Raw genomic sequence first — 24,498 nt, 5'->3', positions numbered from 1 at the left:
CATCCTGCTTTATACACCAGATCATGTAACATCATGCGCAATAAGAACATCAAACGGCAATGCACCATAAAAATAACCAAGATTATCAAAGTCTTTATTTGTACAGGATTTATTCCATAAAACACTTTTCCATTCTGCACTTTTCCAATCATCATGTAAAAAAATCTTGGTTTTTTTCCATCCTTCATGACAGCTTTGTAAACTTTCATTAATTTTAAGTGAAAAATTAAACCGTGAAGTAATAACAATTATTTTTATATCTTTAGTAACTCTCTGAAATACCACAACATGATCTGACAAATCACCTTCCACCAAAACTTCTTTATACAAACCGTTTATAAATAATTGTGGATATTTTTTTCTTAATATCAAAAGTTTTCGAATTATTTCTTGTTTAATCCTCCCATCACGCCAACTGGTTGCTAATACTGAAAGATTTTCTTCTCTCCCTAAACTTTTTTGTAATTTTAGATAATTCACAGACCTTCTATTATCGGGATCTACAAGACTAAAATCCCATTCCTCACGCCCTTGATACAGGTCAGGAACGCCAGGAACCGTATAACGTAAAATAACTTGGGTAAGACTATTAATAGCGGCAGCAGAAGAAATATTATTTATGAATGTAGCTAGATCTTTGACAAATGATGTATATAAAAGCTGCACCATAAAATTTTGGCATGTTTTTTCATATACCAAATCAGGATTATCCCAACTAGTGCATAAGCCTGCTTCTCTCAGAGCTTTGGTTAAATAAGATTGAAGTCTTTGAGAAAAATTAGAAAAATCTTCATTATTTAATGGCCAGGCAGCAATAAGGGTTTGGTATATAAAAATTTGCTCTGCTTTAGAAACAGATGGATTTTCTGCAAACCAGCGCATGACAGTTTCAGGCCATTTCACCTCAGGCTCACTTAAAACCATAAGGCGAGCCCTGCCATCCTCTCCGCGTTTATGATCGTGCGTTGCCGTACAAAGCAATGCCTCTGGATATGATGTAAAACGTGACATATTGGCTTGATGAAATGCTTCTATATTTTTTGAAAAAAGGGCTGGATCTGTCCCAACTTCGTTCCGAGACAATAAACGTGCATAACGATAGAATGCGGTATCTTCCCCGGCCTTTGCCGCTAAAGGAGCTGTGAGATTAACAAATAAATTTTCAGGGGCTTTTCTATTCAATGTTTGATAAATTGTCTGGCTTAAAATCTGCTCAATCTTATTCAATAATGGAAGATGATAAGAAGGTAACTCTTTACGTGCTTCATTACAGGCCTTTCGTAAGTATGGAAGGCTCTGTTTGCTGATAGTATTTCCTGAAAAATAAATACGATATATAGGAAATGACAGTAGAATAGTGCGCAGCGCAGTTTCTATAGAATGCGTTGTTATATTCTGCTCTAACGAAAAAAATTTCACAAAAGATGATATCAAATCATGAAACATTTTATAAAATGAAGAATTCAGTTTTTCATTCCGCGCCAAATCCTGCACTTTTTTATAGGGAAAACTGCCACATTGTTCCCATATAAAGTCTAACTTTTTCTCTCCTTTTGGAGAATGCAAAAGAAGAGAAATTTGCTCAAGAAAATCATAACCTGTAGTACCAGAAACCTGCCATTTTTTTGGGAGAGATTCCTTATTAGCTAAAATTTTTTCTACAAAAATAATAGGATCATTACGCAAAGACTCTGGTCTTTTTTGTTTTAATTGTTCCAGTTTTTTTCTTAAATTTTGGCAGTATTCATCTGGTTGCAACAAACCATCTATATGATCAATTCTAAACCCATCAATCAAACCTCGTTGATATAAGTCAAATAAATATGCATGAGTATGAGTGAAAACGTATGACTGTTCCATACGAAGTGCAATAAGCGATGTTACATCAAAAAAACGACGCCAATTCACTAAATCACCAGCATTACGCCACCAAACCAATCGATAATGTTGCTTTTGAAGTAACATCGAAAGGTTTTGTCTTCCTTCTGACGTTTCAGAAGAAAAAAAATCTATCAAATGTTTTCTTGAAACAGAGGTAAGACTTTCTTCATTCTTATACTCAGCAAAACCTTCTACCCATTTCATACTTTCTAAGGCTACTGGAAAAATTTTGTCTTCATAAACAAAGACAAAAGATCTTTCTTCATCCATATATGAAAAACGAATTTTCTTTTCTTTAATAATATCACTTAAAGGTTTCTCAAGAAATGGAAGGATAATATGATGCGCCTCATCTACCTGAGATACATCCCAATCGATATCAAAGAAAGCTGCATATTTACTACTAGATCCATATTTCAAAACATCTTGCCACCATACGTTAAGATGGTGCGTGGACATATGGTTGGGTACAATATCAAGAATAAGACCCATATTATGGGCATGTAGTTCATCTACCAAAGCTTGTAGCCCAGCTTCTCCACCTTTTTCTGGGTCTATATAATCCCAACTAATTGTATCATATCCGTGCATTGAACTTGGCACCGCGGCCAATAGTGGGGATGCATAAATATGGCTAATGCCAAGGTTTTCAAGATACGGCACAAGTTGCACGGCATCATACAAAGTATAATATTTATGAAATTGAAGGCGATAAGTTGCACGTAATGATTTGTTCATGACCTGCTCTCCATACTGGCCACAAAACTGAATGCCGGCAATGTTCCTGCTTCTCTTGTATCTGGAATAGCGAACAAAACACCATGCGGCTCAGTAATTTTATAATTTTCATCAGAAATATTTATAAAAATAGTAAGTAATTTTTTATCGCTCAAATGCCAATGAGCACAAATAGCACCCACTCCTAGTATTTTTACTCCTGCACTCTGCACATAATGCAGATAAGGAATAATCCATTTTTTACGCAGTTCGAGTAAGTGATGTGTAACGGACAACCATTCCTTTCCCCAATCTGTATCCCGCAAACTTCTATCAGGTCTAGATGCTTCAAAAGTGCTTAATGCATTCGGATCTGGAATACGTTTACGGTCTTCCTCATTTTGAAATGCAGAAAATTGAGAAAACTCGTTTTGTCGCCCTTCTTTGATCTGCTCAGCCAAGTCACCATGGAAATCACAGAAAAAATAAAACGGTGTGATACCCCCCCACTCTTCTCCCATAAAAATCATGGGAATCATTGGGCTTAAAAGGAGCAAAGCATACGCTGCCTTCACAGCTTTTGGATTTGCCAGCGCTAACAATCTCTCCCCAAATGCGCGATTGCCTGTTTGATCATGATTTTGCAAAAATAAAATAAACTTTGTTGCCGGCAGATCCCCGCTAGGCATTCCTCGCCTTTTGCCAGAATAAGGGTTGAATTGCCCTTGATAAACAAAACCTTCTGATAAAACACGCGCTAAATCCTGCGTTGGGTTTTTAGAAAACATTTTGTAATATCCTTCATGTTCTCCCGTCAGAAGAACATGCAAGGCATTATGGCCATCATCATTCCATTGAGCCGTAAAACCATTTCTTAGCAGACCTGCATCATTATTTTCGTTTTCAAGGATCAAATGCACATGCCGGCCCGGTTCAATCGTGGTCTGGACCCGTTTCTGCAAAGCTTCAAACCATGTATGGTCAGAAATGGCAGATGCTGCATCAATCCGTACACCATCAAACCGATATTCCATAATCCAGTATATTACATTTTCTATAAAATAATCTCTCACTTCAGGTTTGCTAAAATAAATACCTACTCCCCACGTAGAGTGCTGATCATGATCGAAAAAATCATCAGCATATTCAGGTAAAAAATTTCCCTCAGGCCCAAAATGATTGTAAACAACATCAAGGATAACCATAATTCCACGCATATGGGCTGCATCAATCAGATGCTTCAATTCATCTGGCCGACCATAAGAAACTGCTGGAGCATACGGTAAAACACCATCATATCCCCAGTTTCTAGTCCCCCCAAAGCTATTTATCGGCATAAGTTCAATAACTGTAATGCCAAGCGCTGCCAATTCATCTAGCTGTTGGCATATGCTGCCATAGCCACCCAGCAAACCTGCATGCAGTTCATAAATAACAGCTTCATGCCACGGCCTACCCCGCCATTCTGGGCACTGCCATTGATAATGTTCTGGATCTATCACTTCACTTGCACCAAGCACGCCATCTGGCTGACTACGGCTTGCGGGGTCCGGCACGCACAGACCACCAGAAATACAAAAACGATAACGAGCCCCTGCACCACAAGGAACCATAAGGCTGAAATGCCCAAGGCCATCAGAATGCATTTTTTGATCTTGCATACCTTCGATACGTAAAAAGACATTTTCACTTGAAGGTGCCCAAATAGTGAAAAAGGTTTGTCCTTTTTCCAACAGTTCCGCACCAAAACTTTTTCTAAAAAGAAACGTGCGCATGGTCAGGAACCTTTCAAGCAAGCATAACGTGCCTAGATAGCAACCGGACTAAAATATAAAACAGAAAGAGGTGGGAGCGTTGCCTCTAGAGAACAACACATTCCATGCGCAGGCACATCCTGCGCATACAGGCCCCCAGCGTTGCCAACATTAGAGCCACCAAAACATGCAGCATCAGTATTAAGGATTTCGTGCCAATATCCACCATGCGGCACTCCCACCCTATAATTATGGCGAGGCACAGGGGTCATATTACAGACAACCAACACTGGTGCTGCATCTGGCGCATAACGCAACCATGCAAAAACATTATTTTGCGTATCGTCTGCAATCACCCATTGAAAACCCTGGGGGCTATAATCATCTGCATATAAAGCCGGATAAGCACGATAAAGGCGATTGAGAGTGGCAACGGTATCATGCATCCCCTTTCCAGATGCCTCCACCAGCCTGTGCCAGGCTATTTGGCCATCATGGTTCCATTCCTCCCATTGAGCCAACTCTCCCCCCATAAAAAGCAGCTGTTTTCCGGAATACGCCCACATAAGCCCATAAAGGCACCGTAGGTTTGCATGCTTCTGCCAAGCATCCCCCGACATGCGCGACAAAAGAGAACCTTTGCCGTGCACAACTTCATCATGAGAAAGAGGTAAAATAAACTGTTCGGAATAGGCATAAATCATGCCAAACGTCAGATCATGCGCATGATAACCACGCCAGAGCGGATCTCGCTGCATATAACGCAAAGTATCATGCAGCCAGCCCATATTCCATTTAAAACGGAACCCTAATCCGCCTGCCTCAGCAGACATAGTTACGCCCGGCCACGCAGTAGACTCTTCAGCTATCAGCATAACGTCATTATGCGTATCTCGGATAAGAGCAGAAAATTCGTGAAAAAACGAGACAGCCTCAAGATTTTCACGTCCACCATAAATATTAGGCTTCCATTCCCCATCCTTACGGCTGTAATCACGATACAACATGGACGCAACGGCATCGACCCGCAGACCATCAATATGAAAGTGCTTCAGCCAATACAAGGCACTTCCCAGTAAAAAGCCCCTCACCTCATTCCGGCCAAAATTATAGATAAGTGTGTGCCAGTCCTGATGAAATCCCTCCTGTGGATCAGCATGTTCGTAAAGATGTGTACCGTCAAAACAGGCAAGCCCATGCGGATCAGAAGGAAAATGAGCTGGCACCCAATCCATAATTACCCCGATACCAGCCTGATGGCACCGATCTACAAATGCAGCAAACTCACAGGGCTCGCCATGCCGAGCTGTTGGCGCATACATACTGACAGGCTGATATCCCCAGGATCCAGAAAAAGGATACTCTGTAATTGGAAGTAACTCTATATGCGTAAATCCCAATCCCTGAATATAGGGAATAAGTACATCAGCCAAACTGCTCCAAGATATAAACCCTTGGCCAGTTTCTGGCAGTCTCCAAGACGGTGCATGAATTTCATAAATAGAGAGCGGGGCATTCACTTTATGCCGTTTATGCCTTTGCTCCATCCATTCCGTATCATGCCATTCATAATTCTGTAGGGCGGCAACACGCGATGCTGTAGCTGGAGGCTTTTCCGTAAAACGCGCATAAGGATCTGCCTTTGCTGGTAAAACCTTGCCTTTAGAAGAAAGAATTTCATATTTATAGCGTTCACCTGCCATAAGGCCGGGAACAAACAACTCCCATACTCCCGCTCCATGGCGTAACCGCATAGGGTGGCGTCTACCATCCCAAATGTTGAAATCTCCAATAACAGAAACCCTACTGGCATTAGGTGCCCAAACCGTAAAGCGCACACCTTTTACACCATTAATCTCGATACAATGTGCCCCCATAATGTCATCAGGAGAGTGATGGCGTCCCTCTGAAAACAAATGCAGGTCTAAATCCCCTAGTAATTTACCAAAACTGTAAGGGTCAACAACATCTTGCCAACTATCCGCCCACTTCACCCTTACAAAATAACTTTGGCTACGTTTTGGAATTGTAACACTATAAACGCCATGAGGATGAATACGCTGCATTTGTCGCTCAACGATAGAGCCGTCCGATGAGGTAATAATGGCCCGAACTTCAAAAGCATCCGGGAAAAATACGCGCACAATATCCCCGCGCCCATCAGGATGCCGCCCCAATATAGCAAAAGGATTAGAGCAGTTTCCGACAACAAGCTCTTCTATGTGCTTTTGAAGCGCCAAATCTGCCATTTTACGATTTTTAGATACAGAGCGAGCAGGCATTGCAATACATACCGTTTTTTATTACTGTAAAATAATTCTGTTCTGCTTAATCAAGCATATGTTCCTGTGCTCTTCAGGCTTTCACTTTTTTGCCCACCAAGCGGCATACGGGCTGGCTGTATTCTGCGCAGAGCCCGGAACGAGCGCTGTAAAATATCGCCTCGGCGAGGCGCAATTTCAGCGTAAGTATTATGATGTAATGGGGAGTGACCAGCTAACTCTCTAAATAATTGGGCATATTCTGCCGCTTTCCCTTCCCATGAGACATCATGCAATGCACCATTACGCTGCAAACGTGCCCAAACAGATTTTTGCTGAAACAAGGCATATGCTCGCCTAATAGCTACCAAAAGTGTTTCACTATTGGTTGGAGCGAATAAAACACCGTTCGCAACACCTTCCGCTATAGCTGCTGAATTTGCATCCACAATGGTATCTGATAATCCGCCAACACGCGCTGCAATCGGCACAGATCCATAACGCAGCGCATGTAGTTGAGTGAGACCGCAAGGCTCAAACCTGGATGGGATAAGAGAAGCATCAACAGTAGAATGCAATTTATGGCCAAGATTTTCGCTATAATGCAAATGACATGCTAATTGATGTGGGTAACGACTTTGCAATTCCGCAAGAGATCGCATAATTTCCCGATCTCCCACACCTACAATAATAAGTTGTATATTCCATTCAAACAGACGCGGTACAATTTCGGCCAGAATATCCACACCTTTTTGTGTGGTTAAACGGCTAACAAGCCCTAAAAGAAAGGTTTCTGCCGTTTGCGGCAATCCAAATTCAGCTTGTAATACTCTTTTATTTGCACGGCGCCCAATGATGTCCCCAACTGCATATGGAAACGTTACGGCAGGATCTGTCATAGGATCCCACTCCGAAAGATCTAGGCCATTGAGAATGCCATTCAACGCAGCCGACCGGGTACGAAGCAAACCATCAAGACCCATACCATGTTCTGGCATTTGAATCTCTTCTGCATATGTAGGAGATACCGCTGTTAAGCGATTTGCAAAAAACAATGCTCCCTTCAAAAAACTTATCTGCCCATGATACTCCAAACCTTCCAAGGCAAATGCATGCGGTGGTAACCCGAATTCTTCAAGTTTATTACGGGGGAAAATGCCCTGGAACGCCAAATTATGAATAACATGTGCAACAGGCGGAGCTTCTACGGCATCATAATGCAGATAAGCTGCAACTAATGCGGAATGCCAATCGTGAGTTTGCACGACTGCAGGCCGCCAATGTGCCAGATATCCTTGTGCAATAAATGCGCCAATACGTGCCAGAACCGCGTAACGTATGCCATTATCTGGCCAGTCCTGGCCTGTTGGGCTGCCATAAGGGTTTCCCACTCGATTATATAAAGCGGGCACATCAGCTACAAATAATGCACGATTCTTTGTCACGCCTTCCCAAATAGTAACAGCATATCCCAATACATTATCAAATTGTTTAACAATTTGTCGCTCTTCCAAAGCATCCATGACGGAAGGGTAGCCAGGCAATAATGTATGCGTTTTTATTCCATATGAACGTAAAGCACCGGGTAAAGAGCCGACAACATCCCCTAAACCACCAGTTTTTATTAACGGATACATTTCTGACGCAACAGAAAGAACGTTCAGATTGGTTGGTAGCATTTCAACGGATGTCTGCGTCATGTCTCATCCCTTTTTGTATATCTTGAATGGAATATTTCGCCCTGACAGGCATGACGCAGCTATCAGTAGCTATGACATATAGAACGTTGACCTTCCTAAAATGTCCCTCACACACGATTATGTTACTGAATTTTCGCAATGACCACGCGTTACGGGCTTATGCTGTGCCATGTTTTCGCCAAGAGGTGAAAAATGAATGAGGACACTGCCAATGAGTCTTCCGCTTCGTCAGCGCCTACGTGAAGGAAACCCCATAGAACTTGGGGCTACATATGATGGATCTGGTGTTAATTTTGCTGTTTTTTCTGCCAACGCTACGGCTGTAGATATCTGTCTTTTTGACCAGGATGGAAAAACAGAAACAAACCGTATTCGTCTTCCAGAATACACAGATCAAGTCTTCCATGGTTGGATACCTGATTTACATCCGGGTCAGCTCTATGGGTTACGTGCACATGGCCCCTACGAGCCCGATGCTGGACACCGTTTCAACCCCAACAAACTGCTTTTAGACCCATATGCTCGCAGCTACTTGGGAAATCTGGAATGGAACCCTGCCCTTTTTGGGTATCAACTGGGACATCCTGATTTGGATTTAAGTTTTGATGAACAAGATAGCGCACCTTTTATTCCGAAATGCATTATTTCCACACCATCAGAAAGAAAAAACAAACCACTAAAAATAAATTGGTCTGATACTGTTATTTACGAAACACATGTTAAGGGATTCACACAAAATAACCCTTTGGTGCCTGAGAATTTGCGCGGCACCTATGCCGGATTCTGCCATGATTCTGTATTGGATTATATCAAGTCTTTAGGCATAACTTCTATTGAACTTCTGCCTATCCAGAGTTTTGTAAACCCTCAATCTTTTATAGAAAAAGGTCTTACAAATTATTGGGGCTATAATACCATCGGTTTCTTCTCCCCAGACACGTGCTATGCTGCAAACCACGCTGATCCAACAGCAGAGTTCCGGCAGATGGTTGCTCGCTGCCATAAAGCTCATTTGGAAGTTATTATGGATGTCGTCTATAATCATACGGCAGAAGGTAATGAACTTGGCCCCACATTGTCCTTTAAAGGGTTGGACAATGCCTCTTACTATCGGCTCATACCTGATAATTTTCGCTATTACATCAATGATACAGGCACCGGCAACACGTTCAATCTGAATACCCTACACGTCATAAAGTTTGTGGCAGACAGCTTACGTTACTGGGCTGAAGAAATGGGCGTGGATGGTTTTCGCTTTGATCTTGGCTCTATTCTAGCGCGGGAAAAAAATGGTTTTGACCGCCAAGCTGGTTTTTTACGCGTCTGCCGACAAGACCCCATCTTGGCGCATCTCAAACTCATTGCCGAACCATGGGATATCGGCCCCGGTGGATATCAGGTTGGAAATTTCCCTCCCAGTTGGGCAGAATGGAATGACCAATTTCGTGATACCGTGCGTGATTTCTGGCGAGGAGAAGCACGTGCTGCTGCTCTGGCACCGCGCCTTCTTGGTAGTCCGGACCTTTTTAACCATAGCGGCCGTCAGGCATGGGCGAGCATTAACTTTATTACAGCCCATGATGGTTTCACACTTAAAGATTGTGTTTCCTACAACGATAAACACAATGATACCAATGGTGAAGATGGCAAAGATGGATCAGACAACAACCGTTCCTGTAACTATGGCATAGAAGGCCCTACTCACGATAAAAATATTAATACATTACGCTGGAGGCAATGCCGAAACATGTTGGCAACTCTCCTGTTCTCACAAGGTACTCCCATGATTCTGGCTGGAGATGAATTTGGTCGCACTCAAAATGGAAACAACAATGCATATTGCCAAGATAACGATATATCATGGATAAACTGGAACATTGAAGAAGAAGGGCAAACCCTAAAAACTTTCACACAAAGAATACTCTATCTTAGAAAGCGTTTTCCTATTTTACGGCGTAGCCGTTTTCTTACTGAAGCTTACAACAAAGAACTGGATATTAAAGAACTCACCTGGATTAGCGCAAATGGCATGGAAATAATGCAGGAAGAATGGGACCATGCACAATGCTTTGGTCTTATGCTAGATGGGCGCGCCCAACCGAGTGGAATTATGCAACGTGGTGGAGATGCAACATTATTCCTGATTTTAAACGGCTGGACAGACAGCGTGGAATTTACTTTACCAGAAGCTGAAGGCGGTGATTGGAAGTTGCTTCTTGATACCAACCGTCCCGATGCTGGCGATGAAATAGAAAAGGGTATCTTTGAACAGAAAAGAGTTTTTACTGTTACAGAACGTTCCATTTTACTTTTTGAACTCCTTGGAACTTAACTTTTCATTAACAGCGTATAAAGCAGGCTGATTTAACAAAAACTTTTCTTATTACTCAACGTTACTATCAAACATATATCTTTCTTTCGTGAGATACGAAAAGAAAGTTAGAACCATAAAAAAAACGGAGCATAAATCATGCCTCGTGGTGACAAATCTGCTTACACAGACACGCAAAAACGACAAGCTGAACATATCGAAAAAAGCTATGAGCAACATGGTGTCAGTGAAAAGGAAGCTGAACGCCGGGCTTGGGCTACGGTTAACAAAGAAACCGGTGGTGGCAAGAAAAGTGGATCAGGAAGAGGCCATCCCGTAACACATGCCCCCTCACGCAAAGGTGGCAAAGCGGGTGGAGAGGCCTCCGCCCACCGGACGGCAGAAGAGCGCTCTGCCTCTGCACGAAAAGCCGCTCAAACTCGCAAGAAAAATTCAACATAACGCACTCTTTAGGAGCAAATATGATGGTACATGAAGAAAGAATTCCCCCTCAACATCAGGCAGTTCCTGGTGAAACAGACAAAATGAATCCTATCCCCGATCATGGGGAAGAAAGTTATCGAGGCTCTGGAAAGCTTTCTGGCAAAGTTGCTTTGATAACAGGAGCAGATTCTGGAATAGGTCGAGCAGTTGCCATTGCTTTTGCACGTGAAGGTGCAGATATTGCAATTGCTTATTATACAGAAGACAAAGATGCTCAGACAACAGCTGAATGGGTAGAAAAAGCCGGGCGCCGCGCAATCTTACTCCCGGGAGATATTCGATTACGCTCACATTGTAACGATATTATAAAACGCACCATAGATGCATTCGGAAATCTCAATATTTTGGTAAACAATGCGGCTCATCAAAAATCTATTAAAGATCTTTCCGAAATTGATGAAGAAGAGCTTGATACTACGTTCCGTACAAATTTTTACGGTATGTTTTTTCTCTGTCAGGCAGCTTTGCCATATTTAAGCAGTGGGGCTTCGATTATTAACACAACTTCGATCAACGCTGTACAACCATCCCCGCATTTGCCTGTCTATGCTGCCACAAAAGCAGCTATTTCCAATTTTACAGCGGGCCTTGCCCAAATGTTGGGAGAAAAAAATATTCGTGTAAATGCTGTTGCACCTGGTCCAGTTTGGACACCACTTATTCCATCAACAATGCCGCAGGAAGAGATTGCCAAATTTGGTAAAAACACTCCTCTTGGCCGGCCAGCACAACCAGCAGAACTCGCTTCTGCCTACGTCATGTTCGCTTCAGATGAAGCAAGTTACACAACAGGCGCTGTTCTTCCCGTAACTGGCGGAAGACCTATGCTTTAGAATAAAGATGCCGCAGGTAAAAACAAAAAACTTACAGCCGCCTTATTTTTAATAGGCGGCCAAAGATTTTACCCAACGGATTATGATTTACGTGCAGGCATAATAGATGCAAAAATCTGCTTAGCTGATCTACTGATTACACTTCTACGTTCTGCATCTGTTGGCAATGATGAAAGAAAGGCCTTGGCTTGCTGTAAAGTAATATGAGGAGGCAATGGCGGCACATTGGGATCTGTTCGGGCTTCAAGAATAACTGGCCTATCTGCATCTAGGGCCTCTTCCCATGCTGCCGCCACTTTTTCTGAATCATCAACATAAATCCCCTTAAGCCCCAGCAGTTCTGCATACTTATGGTAAGGAAAATCAGGAATAGATTGAGTTGCTTCGGTCTTACCTTTACCTAGCTGAATACGCTCTTCCCAAGTTACCTGATTCAGATCCTGATTGTTTAATACAAGGACAATCAATTTTGGGTTGGACCACTGCTTCCAGTATTTGGAAATTGTAATCATAACATTCAAACCATTCATCTGCATGGCGCCATCTCCCATACAGGCAATAACTGTGCGTTCTGGAAACGCCATTTTTCCTGCCATAGCGTATGGTGTGCCTGCCCCAAGAGATGCCAACCCACCCGAAAGAGAAGCCTTCATGCCTCGTCGTATTTTAAGGTCACGCGCATACCAATTGGCAACAGAACCAGAATCTGCCGTAATAATAGCATTTTCTGGCAAACGGGATGAAAGCTCCCAAAATACACGTTGGGGATTAAGAGGCTGTGCGCGCGCCATGGCGCGCATTTCCAGAACTTTCCACCATTTAGCCACCTCTTTTTCAATTCGCACCCGCCACGAACGATTGTGGTTGCGCCGAAGGAGCGGAACAAGGGCTTGCAATGTTGCTACGCTATCACCTTGAAGATTTACTTCCATTGGGTAACGCAGGGAAAGATTGGCACTGTTGATATCAATTTGCACACCACGCGCCTGCCCTGGTTTGGGCAGAAATTCACTATAGGGAAAGGCTGAGCCAACCATTAAAAAAGTATCGCATTCTTTCATTAAGTCCCACGAAGGTTTTGTACCCAACAAACCAATGGAACCGGTAACAAAAGGCAAGTCATCAGGAACTGCCGCCTTACCCAAAAGAGCTTTGGCTATACCTGCACCAAGTATTTCCGCAATATCCACAAGCTCATCTGTTGCATCCAAGGCGCCAGCCCCAGCAAGAATTGCAACTTTTTTTCCTGAATTCAGTATCTCGGCAGCCGCACGTAAGGCTTCATCTTCTGGCACTTTGCTAACAGTTGTTCTGCCAATGCCCGTGTGCGTAAAGCCGTGCGCCATAAGTGGTTCTAAATAAGGGAGTAACTGTAAATCATTAGGCACAATAATAACCGTGGGGGCACGTTTATCTCGTGCAATCCGTACTGCACGATCAATCGCGTGGCGGATCTGTGATGGTTCAGTTACCGTCACGATATATTCGCAAGCAACATCCTTGCAGAGTGATTGCAGATCAACTTCCTGTTGGTAATTGGAGCCAATCGCTACCCGTGCCTGCTGGCCCATAATGGCCACAACACCAACATGATCTAGCTTGGCATCATACAGTCCATTTAAAAGGTGGATCGCGCCAGGGCCGGATGTCGCAAAGCAGAGCCCCACTTGCCCTGTAAATTTGGCATGAGCCGTGGCCATAAATGCGGCCATTTCTTCATGCTAGACTTGAATATATTCAAAGTTCCCAGCATCAATTTCTTTTTGAAGCGCGACATCAATACCACCCACTCCATCGCCCGGATAACCATAAGCACGCTTGAGCCCCCACTCCTGAAGACGTTTCCATAAGAATTCACTCACATTCATTTTTGGAATCTCCTCCAGGGGGTGAAGTGAATAAACGCCCATATTTTGAAGAGGTTGCTTTTAATTACGTAAATATATTTTAAATTACTGATGTTTCTTTACGGATATACTAGATAAAAATGTATCAATAATTGTCCAGTCTCCACCTTGCGCTGCCACTGCAACATAACCATCCGGTCTTATAAGCCAGATACCATTTGCATACGGTGGTGCGTATAGTTCTGGTTCTAACAAGGACGCATAACGTAAAAGCATATTACGTGCTTTTACGCTGTATTTAGCTGCAAGCAAAAAACGCGGAGTATCACCCTGATGGAAGTGATGCTTTATAGGCAATCTTTTTCCAGGACTATATAAACCATGTATTGAACCTGCATTGAGAGGACTATCAGGATAATTGATTCTGATACCAGACAGCCTGTTAGCAAGAGCGCGACGAATTATCGGAATACTGAAAACCAATTTCACAATAACATTGCGCATTCTCTGCAACTGGTGGTTTCTGATGAGAACAACTTTAGTCATCCACCTAGAGACCGACAATATCTGCTGCGCCACACCATTGCGTTCAATACTATAACTATCCAGAAGGAAGGGTTTAGCTTTTCCCTGTTCTACAAGGGCTAACTTCCATGCAAGATTAAAGGCATCTTGCATGCCTATATTCATGCCTTGCCCACCTGCAGGACTATGAACATGTGCTGCATCGCCTGCCAAAAATACACGGTTTTTACGATATTCTTGAACTTTGCGTTCATTAATATTAAAGCCAGATAGCCATATCGGATCAGACAAAGCAATTCCACCCGACCCGCGTTGGTTTATGATGGTCTGCATTTCTTCCAAATTCGGCATATGCGCTGGATTTGACCCAATGTCTGCAATAATACGGTAGCGGTCATGCGATATTGGAAAAACCATGACTGCACCATCAGAACTCCAGAAAATAGCTGGTTCGTCAGATGAAATAGAAAGGCCTGTTATACGTACATCAGCAAGCAGAAAATTTATGGGGATCGTGTCTCCTTCAAACACTATACCAAGCCTGTTGCGTACGAAAGAATGGGCACCATCACAGCCTATAAGCCATGCAGCTTCTAACTGTTCACTCCCCTCCTTATGTTTAAGCGTGCATAAAACACTCTCTGCCTTATCCAAAAAGTCTGTAATTTCCGTTTCACGCTCAACAGTGCAACCAAGAGTTTTAAGGTATTCTTCCAACAACCTCTCTGTTTCCGATTGTGGTAGCATCAGCAAATAATCAAATTCAGAAGGGATTGTCCGAAAGGAAAGGCAACCAAGTATTTTATTACGCCAATAGATACCAAGAGCTTTCGTATGCAGCCCATGAGCGACAAAAGCCTCAACACACCCTGCAGCTTGCAGCAGTTCCAAAGTTCGGGGCCATATCGCCAATGCCCGAGATTGCGTGGTACGTGTTGGCAACTTATCGATAATTCTGACAGGCACACCATAACGGGCCAATTCTATGGCCATAGTCAGGCCCACAGGACCTGCGCCAATAACAAGAACAGGTTTCGACATGTTTTTTGTCCGAAGAAATCGTTATTCATACGCAAGACATAGCACAGCCCTTAACGCTGAACAGGCTGCCCCTGTTCCAGCATCTTCTCCCAAATATGTAACCCGCTGACCTATCGGAAATAACAATGCATTGCTGCAGATATCTGTGCTGTTTGCTATAATATGTTCATGACCCAGAAGAGCCAACGCAACCCTTTATCTCATAAGAAAAAAACCATTCCTCCACGTAAACAAAATTGGAAAATGGCGTTGCCCGTTGTCGGAATTAGCTTGGCTCTTCTTATCAGTGCGGCTGGGCTACGTGCTGTTCTAACAGCGCACCCACACACTCAGATTGGCGGCCCTTATACCCTGACGAATGAAAACGGGCGCATGGTTTCACAGGCAGATTTTCACGGTCATTATACGCTTATCTACTTTGGTTACACACATTGCGTAGATGTCTGTCCACTTACACTTGCTACTGTCTCGGCGGCTCTGGACGAACTAGGCCCCCAAGGGCAAGAGGTTACACCCATTTTCATTTCAGTTGACCCAGCGCGAGACACACCGCCTGTTGTAAAAGAGTATATCCAACGTTTTTCAACGCGCATTGTGGGGCTCACCGGAACTGAAGCAGAACTTCAACCTGTCATGACCGCATTTCATGTCTCTGCACGGCGCCGTGCAAATACAGGGAATGGTTACCTTATGGATCATAGTTCGCTCCTGTATCTGATGGATGGTCAGAACCATCTGGTCGGCATGATACCGGTTGATTCTAGCGCCCATCAGATTGCAGTTGACCTTAAACAGCTTTTACCACCGCCAAAAAATCATCCGGCATAAGTGTTTCCTAATCTTTTCAAAACCGAATACGCACGCCGCCAAAATATGCTCTGGGTGACCCCGCATAGATAGATCCTGTGCTGTTCATAAGCGTGCGGGCTGTTGCCTGTTGTCCGTTAGCCTGCAAACTGTCACTGATATTTGTGGCCCCTGCAATGTATGTTTGGTTTGTGACATTCTGCACTTCAAAATACCAATGCAGCCGATGCGCCCAACCAAGCCGAGTTGGTGGATCATAATGCACTTCCAAATTCAGCAGCGCGTAACCCGGCGCTTTCAGACGATTGGCATTATCCAGCCAGTATGAATCCCGCCACGTCACTTCGGCGTAACCACCCAACCCTTCCAAAATGCCATCAGGCTGATCGTATAAAAAACGCGCATTCAGAAAATTGGGAATAACCCCGGGAATAGACTTTCCGTTACGGCTGAAACTACGCGAAAGGTTACTATTTGAAAGGACTTCAGTATAATTTGTATAAACCTGATTATCATAAGTATAGCTAAGCTTGATCCGCCCCCCTGGCAGCATTGCGGGAAGAGGCTTCCACTCCAGCCCCAGAACGATCCCCCGATGTTGGGAAGCTGGTGCATTAAACGTATAGGAACCAACCGCATTTACACCGGCAGACTGGCTGACAAGCTCATTGTTATAGAACTCGTAAAACCCCGTTGCCTGAATACTCATGTTAGAAGAAGGGTGCCAATCTGCACCAAGGTCAATGCCAACACTTGTCTGGCTTTTCAGTTGCGTATTGTTACCGTATTGCCCCTGCGGCGTAATAAATAGATTTGAAGATGATGGCGTTCCATATGCCGTTCCAACACGCGTATGGAGTGTCCATTTCTTTGATGGCGTATAAATTAATGCTCCTTCTGGAGCCAGATTGAAGTAGAAGCGGTTGGCTGTAATATAGCGTAAACTTTGGCCCGTAGCAGAGTAACTGTAGAGTGTTTCGGCAGCCCCAATATCGGAATATGTTCCACCAAGCCCCACAACCATGTGCCAGTTGGGAGCTAAATGCCAATCTTCCTGAAACCGTGCACCAAGATTCCACTGATGGCCGTAAGATTCTGAATTCATTGCGCCACGGATCGCACCACCTAGCGGCATAATGTTGTATATTTGAGAACCAAAATCGAGGTAATCAAAACTAATCCCGCCAAAAGTTTCCAATGGTCTGCCGCCAAGACGCGCATGGTTGGTTACATCGCTACTGGCATTGTAGGAATTGTATGGACCAACATAAGCTACTGGTGATGTTGGCTGATCAATATGGCGCTGATCATAGGTAAACTGATTACGCCAGATTGTACGGGCATTAAAATCATGCTCCCAACGCAAGCCGACAATCGTACGACGGTCAAAGCGGCCTAACCCCGCCGCTTCCGGGCTCATGGCTTCCTTTGCTCCGTAGCGGCCATTGACTAGCAAATTAACAGATGCACACCCGGTTGCGGCATCTGCTGCATTGTAACATCCCCTCTGATAAGGGTTAGGGCCTGTTAGATCTTGAATTTCTTCCCATATTGTAGGGATGGAAGAAGGAGACAGAACAGGCACCTTTACGGACGAGACATGGGCGATCTGGGAACCTCTGATTGAGGAGGTTCGCCCGAGGGGCAAGACGCCGCCACATGATCTGCGGCGGACGATAGCAGCGATTTTCTGGCGTCATGAGAATGGCGCGAAATGGCGGAGTATCCCCGCTGAACTGGGTCCGTGGTGGCGGGCTGCGCAGCTTTTCATCCGCTGGGCGAAGCTCGGCGTATGGGAGCGGCTGCTCGCACTGGTTCAGGAACAACAGGGAGTGGCATTCGGAATGACTTTTCTGGATGGCACGAACATCAGGGCTCACCACAAAGCGGCGGGAGCCCAAAAAAAGGGGCCTCTTTCGAAGAGCGAGACCATCGTGAAGCACTTGGCCGCTCTCGCGGTGGCTATGGCACAAAAGTCTGCGTGATCGCTGATGGACATGGAAAAGCCTTCGGTTTTGCGCTGGCCCCTGGACAGGCTCATGAACTGCCTCTGGCACCAGCCATGCTCGACAGCCTTCCCGCCACTCCCCTGTGGGTAGTAGCGGACAAGGGCTACGCGTCGAACGCCATGCGTGAACGGATATGGGACATGGGAGCACGGCCAGCCATTCCCGCGAAACGACGCGATGGCCCGGTCGCCTGCCCCAAATGGGCCTATCGGTGTCGGCATCTCGTTGAGAACCTCTGGGCTCGCCTCAAGGAGTGGCGCGCTGTCGCAACCAGATATGAAAAAACAGCAACGTCGTTCCTCGCGGTCATCCACATCGCTGCCGCAGCAGACTGGATCAAGCCCTAACAGGCCCTAGTACGATACTGATTGAGTGAAAGCCTTACAGGTAAAAAAGCATCTGTAACGTTATTCACAAACTTGAAGATAAGCCGATCTGATGCTGTTAGATTAACACGCAGCCGCACATTTTCTGTTGATGTATTGTACCGGCTATTGGCAATAACCCCTTTCCCTCGGACGTCGCTTCCAAAAATCATCAGATCATAACGCTTATTGCCAAATCCTAACGCAGCGTAATTGTTGAACATCCCAAAGCTGCCGAAATCAGAACCAACCTCAAGGCCATGGATATCGGTGCCTTTGCGGGTGCGAAAATTGATTGCACCGTTAATGGCATAATTGCCGTAAAGGGTTGATGCTGGGCCTTCAAAAACATCCATACCTTCATAAGCATGAGGGTCTATCAGATCGGCACGCGCGGTTCCGTCGGGTTGTGTCATCGGAAAACCATCTTCGAGAACCTGTAAGTTTTTTAGACCGTAGGACTGACGATCCCCAGAACCTCTGACAGAGACAACTGTATCCCGCGGGCCGTTCCCTTGCGTGAAACTTACGCCGGGAATGGTGACAACCATGTCCGCAACACTTTGCCCAATCTGATTGCCAAAACTGCTTCGGTCAGCACTGTAGGTTGTTTGTCCGGCCGGACGCGCCATTGCGGAATTACGGCTGTTTCCTATTACCGTAACCTGTTCAGTTTTCACCTTATGCGTAGCTGAAGAAACTTGTTTGCCCTGATGTGTCTGCAAGCGCCCACGAGTGATCTGGGCTGTAGCAACAGACATATTGGCAGCGGAAAGAAGAGAAACGGCAGCTATCACCCCGGAAAACCGAAGGGGTATGCCATAAACATGAAACATGATTCTGAACCTGAATGAACAACACGAAAAGCCCGCGTGCCAAAACACGCGAGCGGCCCTGTAATTTCAGGTCAGACGGGAGGTCCTTGCGGACATAGAGACGTACGTTTTGGCGCAGGTGGCCCACGGATAGGGGCAAACACCCACGCCCGACAAACGCTTACTGTGCTCAGCTTAGCAAAAATACAGAATGCAACACTAAGCAAAAACAGCTCAAGAGCTTCAGATAACAGGAAACCATCATCCTGCGGATCTGAAACGTGATGCTGCTGCCCATCAGGATTAGAAAGTGGTGACTGATCGTCGCAAAGAATACTCAGTTTCGTGAGTTCTCTGATCGGATCTTCAACCAAAATGTTTGGGGAAACAATTCCACCAAATGTTAAACGCGCAATCAGAGCAAGCAGCACCAATGGCCAGAAGACCACCAGATGCTTCAAACTATGAGAGCGCGCTGACATGCATAATGCCTACTGCAGATTATCCTGATTAACCAGATCATATTTGGTAATCAAAATACGCAGCAAAGAAGAATGCTTTTTAACTGAGCCCCTCTTGGTGCCAATCACGCTATCATGGCAACCCGCTCTATGCTTGTTGGGTTATTGTCAGCCAAATATGGGCCAGCGGCTTCAACATGCACAACCAGAATTGTGTGGCAACTTGGTTTACAAGAACCTATTGGCAACACGGCATCCCCTTGCGTCCAGCGGCCTTCCCCCTCCTCCCGCGCATGCCAACCCGGAAGATCGTTGGCGAGATGCGCATTAATGTCATAGGTTTGGTGCGCATCACAAACCGCAATGCGGCCAATCAACACACCAAGGCTGCGTCTATCATCCACATATGGGCCAATTGTATCGCACGGGCGCGCTGAACGAGAGATAACCCGAACAACATCAACATTGGCAGGCAACGCAAACACATAACGACAACCGATAATACGCAAGGGCACTATTTTTGAGCCATTTGGCAGAAGCAGCCTAAGCGCAGGATCCTGCACGTATTCTTGCTCGTTTTCAGCCGCAATAGCTCCTATCATACAGGCCCGTTGGATGATCTGATGATAAAGCCGTTCAACAAAAAAACGCTCTGTGCAAAGCTGGGCGGCCGCATGTTCGTTCCAGTTGCGTGCAGACCCATTAAAAGCGGGCACTACAGCGCCATCTGCTAGTGGGTTAAAATTACGACGGTTTCCGGTATCAAGATAGCTTTCTGTAAAAAGACCATTTGCACGGATTACGGCGTGATCTCGTATTTCTATATGATAACATTTGTAAGAACGTATTTCATGTGCATAAGAAATCGTCATACCATTCACGAGCATCCGAACGGGCACAAAACGCCCTTCCAGATAAAGACAATGCTCAGGTGTCACCAACAGGTCATGATGCGGCACACCAACCGCAAGCGCATCTTTGGAAATACGGATGGGCACTCCGCCAACATCAGGTGGACAATCCGCCCGTATTGTAACGTGCTGGCAACCAACCCATACGATATCTTTTGGCGTGATTTCACCATCGTCAAAAGTCAGGACAGACATACCTGGGCGCAACGTTTCCACAGCACGTTCGCCATCGGGAGTAGCAATCATACCCCCTGGAAGGAAACATACCGCGGCTTCCAGCATAAGTGAGCCGTCTTCATCTTTCGCTAACTGGAGTTGCTCTGATGTGTCCGCTAAAGAGATCGTCAGTGTATAAGTAATGCCATCACTACTGATAACAACCTGATTATCCGATACACTCACAGTCGCTTCTGTATCATACGTTACTGTCGAGAAATCTAGAATATTGCCGATAGCAAAGTTGGAAAGTGTTGCATTGAAAGATGACAGACTACCTAAAATAAGCCCTGCACCTCCACTAAAGGTAATTGTTTCCGTAGAAGGTGCGCTGCCCTGAAGGGTTAAAGCGGCGTTGTCAGCCAAAGATATTGTGGAATAGGATTGATCTCCTGAGAGTATCCAACTTCCAGAAACAGTCATCGTCTGAAAATTATTGGCACCATCGAATGTGCCCGATCCAGACAGATTAACAGTATTAGTACCCGCACCACCATCCACTGTTCCAGAAATAACAGAACCTGTCTGGATATTTAATGTATCATCCCCATCACCCAGAAGAATTGCATCTGTTGTTCCAGAAATTGTGCCAGCATTTGTAATCGTATGACCAAACGTATCAGTGATACGAATACCGTAACCATCTAACCCTTGGATGGTACCATTATTGCTAATAGTCGTTGCATAAGGCGCATCTCCCTGGCTGCTGTTATCAACCAGAATACCATTTGCTGCGCCACTTATAAGAGCGCCGCTTTCGTTAACAATATCACCGCCACCTATCGAAACCCCTTCGCTGGTATTGGGATAACCGTCACTTCCGTTTCCGCCCGCGCCTGTTCCCTGAATGGTTCCATAGTTAGTAATGCTTGCATAACCATCTATATCAACACCATCGCCGTCACCTGTACCAGAATTATCATAGGCTCCGGTGATAGTTCCGTAGTTAGTGACGGTGCCATTCCCGTCTGACCCAACACCCGACCCATCGCGGCCTGTAATTGTCCCACCGACTTTGTTTACAACCGTAACATCACTACTACTGGTTATGCCGTGACGTGCACCGGAAATAGAACCCGAATTATCAACTGTTCCGCTGTAATCCTGAAAATCGACCCCATCATTCTTTGTGGCCCCATTGGCGCCATCTGCATAAATCGTACCAGAATTTTCAATGGTTGCATTTGCCCCGGGGCGTAGCGCATCTGCATCTGTAGACTTAATGCTGCCGTTACTATCATTAATGATTGTAATGGAAGATGCTGAACTGACAGAATTAAAATCTACGGCCTGACCATCGTCTGTAGATTGAATGATGCCGCTGTTATCCAATACCAACGTACCATTGAGCAATGCATCATCAATACGGATGGCATCATCAGACCCAGAAATAGTCCCCGTATTATTAATAGTAACCGACGTACCTGATGAAGCCGCGCCTGACGTATCAATCCCACGCTTGGCAGTTGAAGAAAGCGTTCCGCTATTTTGAACAGTAATATCATCGATATCACTAAGTTCTATGGTTAGCGTTGTCTTGGATGTCGTAACTGAAGACGTATTTTTATAAGTCTGATCACCATCCAGATCAATCTGACTGCTCATAAGCGGGATTCTCAACATTAGGTCTATGACTGACCATACTGAGAGGTGAATTTTTATAGATTGTTAATACACCTATGCTCAGTTTAACTGAACATTCATAATATAAATCTATAAATAGACGAATCCCGCCGCGGACACCAAATTAGCTAGGGCTTTTTTGAGACACAAAAAAGCCCCGCCAACCGATTGGTTGAGCGGGGCTTTAGGTATGGTTGCGGGGGCAGGATTTGAACCTGCGGCCTTCAGGTTATGAGTTTGTAGGCAAGAGCTACGCCCTGCCACGAAATTCCCCGACGCATCCCGAAGAACCACTACTATCCTATTATTTTAATTGAATAAGTCGTTCATTTTGGCTCTTCTGTCTACGCTTACTCACGCTGACGTTTCAATCCCATTTGCATCCTATACGCATCCTGTGGAGGCAGCCATGCCCCGGATATCAAAGCGCATAATCGCCACCCTCCAGCCTGCTGAGAAGGACTACATCGTCTGGGACGATCAGGTCGCCGGCTTCGCCCTGCGGGTCTGGCCTTCGGGTCGGATGAGCTACGTGGTTCATTATCGAGCCAATGGCCGGTTCCGACGTTATACGATCGGCCATCATGGTCCCTGGACGGCAGACAAAGCACGCGATGAAGCGATTAAAATCCTCGCTCGTGTGAAAGACGGCAACGACCCAAACACCGAACGCGGCGAAGAGCGGACCTCCCCCACAATCAGTCAGTTCTGCAAGACTTTCATTGAACGGCATGTAAAGACGCATCTGAAATCAACCACACAAGCCGAATATCAACGCGCGATTGACCTGTTCATTATAAAAAAAATTGGCAGCCGGATGGTGGCCACCCTGACCCACTCGGATGTGGTCGCATTCCACCACGCCTATCGCCATATCCCGTATCAGGCGAACCGGACTCTGGGTGTGCTGTCGAAAATGTTCTCTCTGGCAATCCTCTGGGGTGTGCGGACAGACAACGTCAATCCATGCAGGGGCGTGAAACGCTATAAGGAGCAGAAGCGCGAGCGCTACCTCACAACAGAAGAACATCAGCGTCTTGGCAAAGCACTCGACGACGGCCGTTCCGCAATGCCGGAAGCCGTCAACGCGTTCCAACTCCTGCTTTTAACCGGTTGCCGCCTGCGGGAAATCCAACGTCTGAAATGGGAATATGTTTTTCTGGACGAAGGGATAATCAGATTACCTGACAGCAAAAATGGTGCCCGCACGGTTCAGTTGGGCGAGAGTGCGATCGGCTTGCTTGGAGACATCACGCGGGTTGAGGGCAATCCCTATGTCATCACGGGACGGAAAGACGGTGGTCACCTGACCGATCTGGAGAAGCCGTGGCGGCGCATCCGAAAGGAAGCCGGGCTGCATGATGTCCGCATTCACGATCTCCGCCATTCCTTTGCATCCGATGCGCTGGAACTCGGCGAGGATCTGGTCATGATCGGGAAACTGCTGGGTCATCGCGATCTCAAATCGACCGCACGTTATGCTCACCTCAAGAAAGAACCAATCCAGCGTGCAGTCAAAGGGATCGATTTGAAAATTTTTACGGCACTTGTTTCAGGAGGCAGCGAGAGCAACATCTGAACACGTCAATTATGCCCTGCCTCACAGAACTATTTTTAAAAATACCTAAAAATATATTCGGCTTTGTTGCACAATTCACTGATTGGTCGTGCTGAACGCTCTTATGTTTTTTGTTATACGACCTCCTAAGTGATTGAGGTTCCGAGCGTTGTGAAGCGGTTAAAAGTAGCAACGTGGATGTGAACTTCGGCGATCTTCCACGTATTTGCGAAACAAAGCCGCCGCCAAGCCAAAATGGGCTCTTCAACGCGGAAATCTCACAGAAGGGTTGTACATCGGGTTAGGTTATGAAAAAGTCTGTTTTACGTAAAAGAAATTTTCGTAAGCTATAAGAAAAC

13 protein-coding genes and 3 pseudogenes are annotated in these 24,498 nt (G+C 45.3%); 6 read left to right on the top strand and 10 right to left on the bottom strand.

Translation table 11 applies throughout. The features are described 5' to 3' along the window. Positions 1–21 precede the first annotated feature (21 nt). The 4 genes from treY to glgA are packed head-to-tail and all read right to left on the bottom strand — an operon-like array spanning position 22 to position 8,313. A complete protein-coding gene (treY, locus tag ABNV41_RS01060; RefSeq protein ID WP_349934862.1) occupies positions 22–2,619 on the bottom strand; it encodes a malto-oligosyltrehalose synthase in 2,598 nt (865 codons plus the stop codon). Then, positions 2,616–4,373: a malto-oligosyltrehalose trehalohydrolase gene (gene treZ / locus ABNV41_RS01055; RefSeq protein WP_050818412.1), complete on the bottom strand. Its 1,758-nt coding sequence runs from the start codon at positions 4,371–4,373 to the stop codon at positions 2,616–2,618. Before treZ ends, treY begins: the two co-directional genes overlap by 4 nt. Before the next feature lie 32 nt (positions 4,374–4,405). Further along, positions 4,406–6,634, bottom strand: coding sequence for a 1,4-alpha-glucan branching protein GlgB (glgB, locus tag ABNV41_RS01050; RefSeq protein WP_050818413.1), 2,229 nt, complete (start codon positions 6,632–6,634; stop codon positions 4,406–4,408). 50 nt (positions 6,635–6,684) lie between these two features. Beyond that, positions 6,685–8,313: a glycogen synthase GlgA gene (gene glgA, locus ABNV41_RS01045; protein WP_349934861.1), complete on the bottom strand. Its 1,629-nt coding sequence runs from the start codon at positions 8,311–8,313 to the stop codon at positions 6,685–6,687. Positions 8,314–8,524: 211 nt separating this feature from the next. Here glgA and glgX point away from each other — a divergent pair, with 211 nt between their 5' ends. The 3 genes from glgX to ABNV41_RS01030 all read left to right on the top strand — a co-directional run bounded on the left by glgX (position 8,525) and on the right by ABNV41_RS01030 (position 11,961). After that, entirely contained in the window at positions 8,525–10,645 is a 2,121-nt protein-coding gene (gene glgX / locus ABNV41_RS01040; RefSeq protein WP_050818415.1) for a glycogen debranching protein GlgX, read from the top strand. A gap of 138 nt (positions 10,646–10,783) precedes the next feature. Then, on the top strand, positions 10,784–11,086 hold the full coding sequence (locus ABNV41_RS01035) for a hypothetical protein (protein ID WP_050818416.1): 303 nt from the start codon (positions 10,784–10,786) through the stop codon (positions 11,084–11,086). 20 nt (positions 11,087–11,106) lie between these two features. Beyond that, on the top strand, positions 11,107–11,961 hold the full coding sequence (locus ABNV41_RS01030; RefSeq protein WP_050818417.1) for a glucose 1-dehydrogenase: 855 nt from the start codon (positions 11,107–11,109) through the stop codon (positions 11,959–11,961). A gap of 80 nt (positions 11,962–12,041) precedes the next feature. Here the strand turns inward: ABNV41_RS01030 and ABNV41_RS01025 are convergent. Continuing rightward, positions 12,042–13,829: pseudogene (locus ABNV41_RS01025) on the bottom strand (thiamine pyrophosphate-requiring protein). An 84-nt stretch (positions 13,830–13,913) separates the two neighbouring features. Then, positions 13,914–15,374 carry an FAD-dependent monooxygenase gene (locus ABNV41_RS01020; protein WP_050818418.1) on the bottom strand — a complete coding sequence of 487 codons (1,461 nt, stop codon included), beginning with the start codon at positions 15,372–15,374 and terminating at the stop codon, positions 13,914–13,916. A gap of 270 nt (positions 15,375–15,644) precedes the next feature. On the opposite strand from ABNV41_RS01020, the gene ABNV41_RS01015 reads away from it, so the two are divergent. Further along, positions 15,645–16,202: an SCO family protein gene (locus ABNV41_RS01015; protein ID WP_250698107.1), complete on the top strand. Its 558-nt coding sequence runs from the start codon at positions 15,645–15,647 to the stop codon at positions 16,200–16,202. Positions 16,203–16,218: 16 nt separating this feature from the next. Here ABNV41_RS01015 and ABNV41_RS01010 read toward each other — a convergent pair. Then, positions 16,219–17,700: pseudogene (locus tag ABNV41_RS01010) on the bottom strand (TonB-dependent receptor domain-containing protein); the annotation flags it as partial. A 40-nt stretch (positions 17,701–17,740) separates the two neighbouring features. On the opposite strand from ABNV41_RS01010, the gene ABNV41_RS01005 reads away from it, so the two are divergent. Continuing rightward, positions 17,741–18,537, top strand: a protein-coding gene (locus tag ABNV41_RS01005; RefSeq protein ID WP_082779839.1) for an IS5 family transposase whose coding sequence is annotated in 2 segments (ribosomal slippage) — positions 17,741–18,080 and positions 18,080–18,537 — 798 coding nt in all. Because the reading frame shifts where the segments join, the coding sequence is not laid out codon by codon here. 11 nt (positions 18,538–18,548) lie between these two features. On the opposite strand, the pseudogene ABNV41_RS01000 reads toward ABNV41_RS01005, so the two are convergent. The 3 genes and pseudogenes from ABNV41_RS01000 to ABNV41_RS00990 all read right to left on the bottom strand — a co-directional run. Beyond that, a pseudogene (locus ABNV41_RS01000) lies at positions 18,549–19,439 on the bottom strand (TonB-dependent receptor plug domain-containing protein); the annotation flags it as partial. Positions 19,440–19,462: 23 nt separating this feature from the next. Then, positions 19,463–19,852 carry a hypothetical protein gene (locus tag ABNV41_RS00995; protein ID WP_050818420.1) on the bottom strand — a complete coding sequence of 130 codons (390 nt, stop codon included), beginning with the start codon at positions 19,850–19,852 and terminating at the stop codon, positions 19,463–19,465. A 104-nt stretch (positions 19,853–19,956) separates the two neighbouring features. Further along, complete coding sequence (locus tag ABNV41_RS00990) at positions 19,957–22,614, bottom strand: Hint domain-containing protein (RefSeq protein ID WP_050818421.1); 2,658 nt, start codon at positions 22,612–22,614, stop codon at positions 19,957–19,959. Positions 22,615–22,990: 376 nt separating this feature from the next. On the opposite strand from ABNV41_RS00990, the gene ABNV41_RS00985 reads away from it, so the two are divergent. Further along, positions 22,991–24,160 (top strand): site-specific integrase, encoded by a 1,170-nt coding sequence (locus ABNV41_RS00985; protein ID WP_034931190.1) that lies wholly within the window; start codon positions 22,991–22,993, stop codon positions 24,158–24,160. Positions 24,161–24,498 lie beyond the last annotated feature (338 nt).

The organism is Acetobacter sp. A11-2 (assembly GCF_040208445.1).
GTDB classification, from domain to species: Bacteria; Pseudomonadota; Alphaproteobacteria; order Acetobacterales; family Acetobacteraceae; genus Acetobacter; species Acetobacter oryzoeni.
This window is presented reverse-complemented; position numbering and strand designations above follow the sequence as displayed.